This is a genomic window from Streptomyces triticisoli (genome assembly GCF_003270085.1).
GTDB lineage: Bacteria > Actinomycetota > Actinomycetes > Streptomycetales > Streptomycetaceae > Streptomyces > Streptomyces triticisoli.
The window spans coordinates 1-3,936 of sequence record NZ_QFDQ01000202.1; the positions used below are offsets into that span (position 1 = coordinate 1).

The following is a 3,936-nucleotide window of genomic DNA, read 5'->3' on the forward strand; positions in this document are numbered from 1 at the left end:
CGCAGTTCCCCGCGCCCCCAAAGGGGCGCGGGGAACTGCGCGACCAGCCCGAATGGGCCCGCGGCCGACAAACCACTCGCAGTCCCGAGCTCTTGGTCGCTCGCGCCCCGAATGGCCCGGCAGGGCCGCCCGCGGCGAGGTCCCGGCCGCCGGCATGGCGGCGGCGTTACTGCTCCCGCACCACCTCAGACTGGGATGACGGCCGGACCGGCGGCGGTCAGCCGTAGGTGTAGAAGCCCGAGCCGCTCTTGCGGCCCAGCCGGCCGGCGTCCACCATGCGCTGCAGCAGCGGGGGAGCGGCGTACAGCGGCTCCTTGTACTCGTCGTACATGCTCTGCGCCACCGAGGCCACCGTGTCCAGGCCGATCAGGTCCGACAGCTTCAGCGGTCCCATCGGGTGGGCGCAGCCCAGCTCCATGCCGTTGTCGATGTCCTCACGGCTAGCGATGCCCGACTCGAACATCCGGATCGCGGAGAGCAGGTAGGGGATCAGCAGCGCGTTGACGACGAAGCCGGAGCGGTCCTGGGCGCGGATCGCGTGCTTGCCGAGCACCTTCTCGGTGAACAGCTGCGCCCGGCTCAGCGTGCCCTCGGAGGTGGTCAGCGCCGGGATCAGCTCGACCAGATTCTGCACCGGGGCCGGGTTGAAGAAGTGGATGCCGAGCACCTGGTCGGGCCGCGCGGTGGCGACCGCCAGCTTCACCAGCGGGATCGAGGAGGTGTTGGAGGCCAGGATCGCGTCCGGCCGGGTCACCACCTGGTCCAGGACCTGGAAGATCTCCGTCTTGACCTGCTCGTTCTCCACGACGGCCTCGATCACCAGATCGCGGTCGGCGAACTCGCCGAGGTCGGTGGTGAAGCTCAGCCGCGCCTGCGTCGCCTCCTGCTCCTCCTCCGTGATCTTGCCGCGCTCGGCCGCCCTGGCCAGGGAGTTGAACAGCCGGGTACGGCCGAACTCCAGGGCCTCGCCGGTGGTCTCGGCGACCCTCACGTCCAGGCCGGCCCGGGCGCACACCTCCGCGATGCCCGCACCCATCTGGCCGCAGCCCACCACTCCGACGCGTTCGATGTCTGTCACATCGTCCCTTTCGCTGATGTACGGCGTGTGGCAGGCGGCCCGTTGGTCGTGGTGCCTGCTCCGATCGTGCACGTTACCCCCGCGGCACCGATGATCGATCGCCCGGGTCGGGCATGCTGTCCCGGTGCACGATCCGTGACGGCGCGGATCCACGTCGTACGGGGGGGTGCCCGGATGGGCCGAGTGGCACGACGGGCGTTCACCGCGGCCACGCTGTCGGCCCTGGCGCTCACCGGGTACGCGGCCACCGCGACGGGCCGCCCGCGGACGGCCACGGACGCCCGCGGCCGGAGCACCGCCACCGAGATGCGCGGCATGTGGCTGGCCACCGTGGACAACCGCGACTGGCCCTCGCGCCCCGGGCTGAGCGCGGCCCGGCAGCGCGGTGAGCTGACCGCCCTGCTCGACGTGGCCGTGCGCCGCCGGCTCAACACGGTGATGTTCCAGGCGCGCCCGACCGCCGACGCACTGTGGCCCTCCCCGTACGAGCCGTGGTCGCGATACCTGACCGGCACCCAGGGCAAGGACCCCGGCTGGGACCCGCTCGGCACGGCCGTACGGGAGGCGCACGCCCGGGGCCTGGAGCTGCACGCCTGGTTCAACCCGTACCGGATCGCCCTGCACGCCGACCCGTCCCGGCTGACCGCCTCCCATCCGGCCCGCAAGCACCCCGACTGGGTGGTCCCGTACGGCGGAAAGCTCTACTACGACCCGGGCCTGCCCGCCGTACGGGCCTTCGTGCGGCAGGCGATGCTGGACGCGGTGCGCAGATACCCCGTGGACGGCGTCCACCTCGACGACTACTTCTACCCGTACCCGGTGGCGGGCCGGCCCTTCGACGACGACGCCGCCCACGCCCGCCACGGCGGCGGCTTCGCGAGCCGGGCCGACTGGCGGCGGGACAACGTCGACCGGCTGGTCCGCGAGACGGCCGAGGACATCCGGAGGATCCGGCCCGGCGCGCGGTTCGGGATCAGCCCCTTCGGGGTGTGGCGCAACGCCGCCACCGACCCGCGCGGCTCGGACACCCGGGCGGGCGTCCAGACGTACGACGACCTGCACGCGGACACGCGCAAGTGGGTCAAGGAGGGCTGGATCGACTACGTCGTCCCGCAGCTGTACTGGAACATCGGCCTCGCCGCCGCCGACTACGCCACCCTGGTGCCCTGGTGGGCGGAGGTGGCCCGGGGCAGCCGTACGAAGCTGTACGTGGGAGAGGCGCTGTACAAGGCGGGCGATGCGGCGCAGGGCGCGGCCTGGCGGGATCCGGACGAGCTGTCCCGCCACCTCGCCCTCGCGGCCGGGTACCCCGAGGTGCGCGGGCACGTGTTCTTCGCCGCGCAGGAGGTCGCGGCCGACCCGGCGGGCGCGATGGCGCGGGTGGTCGCCGGCCACTACCGACAGCCGGCGAACCCCCCGCGCTGATCAGCGCTGTTCGTGTTCCTCCCGGTGGCGGACCTGGCAGTCGGGGCCGGGTGACATCACGGCCTCGTGCCCGTCCGGGAAGCGGACACGGTAGGGCGGGCTGCCTTCCCGGCCCAACACTTCGACGACTTCGGAGATCTGGTCGTGTTGTCCGACCACCCTGCCGTGCTGGACAAGCTGGTCACCCACGGATGCGTGCATCTGCAGGGCCTCCTCACCGGGTGCGGGAGCAGTGGTCCTCGAATCTACGGGCCTACGGCGCGAAGCGCGAGCGGGACCGGCCGGTGTCGGCCGGTCAGCCTCGCGCCCGCTGGGTGACGGCGATGCAGACGAGCACGGCGACGGCCGTCAGCGGGGCGGCCGGCGTCAGATGCTCGCCGAGCAGCAGCACCGACCACACCAGTGTGAGCAGCGGCTGGGCCAGCTGCAACTGGCTCGCCTTGGGGATGCCGACGGCGGCCATGCCCCGGTACCAGAGGACCAGGCCGAGGAACTGCGAGCCCGCCGCGACCCACAGCAGCCCGGTCACGCTGTGCACGCCCAGGTGCACGGGCTCGTACGTCAGCGCGAGCACCGCGCCGGGCATGGTCAGCGGCAGGCACAGCACCAGTGCCCAGCCGATCACCTGCCAGCCCGGCATGACGCGGGCCAGCCGGCCGCCCTCGGTGTAGCCGGCGGCGCAGATCAGCAGGGCGCCGAAGAGGTAGCCGTCGGCGGCGGTCAGGGCGCCGCCGCTCTGCTGCACGGTGAACCCCACCACGGCCGCCGCGCCCGCCAGCGCCGCCACCCAGAACGTGCGCGAGGGGCGGGTGCCGACGCGCAGCGCGGACAGCAGCGCCGTGGTCAGCGGCAGCAGGCCCACGACGACGGCTGCGTGCGCGGTGGTGGAGGTCCGCAGGGCGAGCGTGGTGAGCAGCGGAAAGCCGAGGACCACTCCGGCGCCCACGACCGCGAGCCCGGGCCAGTGCCGGCGCGCGGGCGGGGAGACGCGCAGGGCCAGCAGACAGCCGCCCGCGATGACGGCGGCGAGCACACTGCGCACGGCCACCAGCGACCAGGGCCCGAATCCCTCCAGGCCCCAGGCGGTGGCCGGGAAGGTCAGGGAGAAGGCGACGACACCGAGGGCGGCCTGGAGGGTGCCGACGCGGGTCCGGGCCTGGTCGGGGGCCTCCACCGCTATCGACGCCGGAGCGATAGCGCTACTCTGTGCTCTCATGCAACAGCGTAGCAGCGTCGATGAGCTCGCCCAGCGGCTGCGACAGGAGCTGAACCGCTACTCACCAGGTGGAAAGCTCCCGTCGAGCCGGGCCCTCGTCGAGCGCTACCGGGTGAGTCCCGTGACCGTCTCGCGGGCCCTGGCGCAGCTGGCCGCCGAGGGCCTGGTGGTCACCCGGCCCGGCGCCGGCGCGTTCCGCGCGGCGCGGCGCGCGGCG

The 3,936-nt window shown here is 73.2% G+C and carries 5 protein-coding genes; 2 read left to right on the forward strand and 3 right to left on the reverse strand.

What is annotated here, in order from left to right; genetic code table 11:
- Window positions 1-217 precede the first annotated feature (217 nt).
- Window positions 218-1,078: a 3-hydroxybutyryl-CoA dehydrogenase gene (locus DEP02_RS25640; protein WP_198668588.1), complete on the reverse strand. Its 861-nt coding sequence runs from the start codon at window positions 1,076-1,078 to the stop codon at window positions 218-220.
- 174 nt (window positions 1,079-1,252) lie between these two features.
- On the opposite strand from DEP02_RS25640, the gene DEP02_RS25645 reads away from it, so the two are divergent.
- On the forward strand, window positions 1,253-2,503 hold the full coding sequence (locus DEP02_RS25645) for a glycoside hydrolase family 10-like protein (protein WP_112470056.1): 1,251 nt from the start codon (window positions 1,253-1,255) through the stop codon (window positions 2,501-2,503).
- On the opposite strand, the gene DEP02_RS25650 is transcribed toward DEP02_RS25645, so the two are convergent.
- Together DEP02_RS25650 and DEP02_RS25655 are read right to left on the reverse strand one after the other, a co-directional pair.
- Complete coding sequence (locus DEP02_RS25650) at window positions 2,504-2,704, reverse strand: DUF1918 domain-containing protein (RefSeq protein WP_112470057.1); 201 nt, start codon at window positions 2,702-2,704, stop codon at window positions 2,504-2,506.
- 94 nt (window positions 2,705-2,798) lie between these two features.
- Window positions 2,799-3,719, reverse strand: coding sequence for a DMT family transporter (locus tag DEP02_RS25655; protein ID WP_112470058.1), 921 nt, complete (start codon window positions 3,717-3,719; stop codon window positions 2,799-2,801).
- Here DEP02_RS25655 and DEP02_RS25660 point away from each other — a divergent pair.
- Window positions 3,640-3,936: winged helix-turn-helix domain-containing protein (locus tag DEP02_RS25660; RefSeq protein ID WP_232839275.1), on the forward strand; the 297-nt coding region annotated here is incomplete at its 3' end. The two genes, DEP02_RS25655 and DEP02_RS25660, sit on opposite strands and share 80 nt — an antisense overlap.

Bases quoted from the DNA above. Each gene is read 5' to 3' on its own strand.
- DEP02_RS25650 (WP_112470057.1), bottom strand. From the start codon at position 2,704: ATGCACGCATCCGTGGGTGACCAGCTTGTCCAGCACGGCAGGGTGGTC.
- DEP02_RS25655 (WP_112470058.1), bottom strand. From the start codon at position 3,719: ATGAGAGCACAGAGTAGCGCTATCGCTCCGGCGTCGATAGCGGTGGAG.
- DEP02_RS25645 (WP_112470056.1), top strand. From the start codon at position 1,253: ATGGGCCGAGTGGCACGACGGGCGTTCACCGCGGCCACGCTGTCGGCC.